Origin of the sequence: Streptomyces sp. SID5910 (assembly GCF_009862125.1) — a bacterium.
Classification (GTDB): Bacteria; Actinomycetota; Actinomycetes; order Streptomycetales; family Streptomycetaceae; genus Streptomyces.
On record NZ_WWHX01000609.1, the window covers coordinates 1 to 242 of the forward strand.

Here is a 242-nt window from a genome sequence, read left to right on the forward strand (position 1 = left end):
GCCGACCTGGTCAACGAGGGGCTCACCGAGATGCGCGGCGCCCACTCGCCGCGCCTCCAGCTGGAGCTGATCTGCGCGCGCGTGCTGCTGCCCGCGGCATACGGCGACGAGCGGTCTGTGATGGCGCGGCTGGACCGGATCGAGCGCGGGGTGCAGTTCTCGGCGGGTGCCGGGGCGCCTGCCATGGGGTACGTGCCCGGGCCCGAGGCGCACGCCGGTCCCGCCGGTGCCGCGAGCCCCAC

1 pseudogene is annotated in these 242 nt (G+C 76.4%); it reads left to right on the forward strand.

Going from position 1 to position 242, the window contains the following annotated elements:
* A pseudogene (locus GTW67_RS21155) lies at positions 1–242 on the forward strand (DNA polymerase III subunit gamma and tau); the annotation flags it as partial.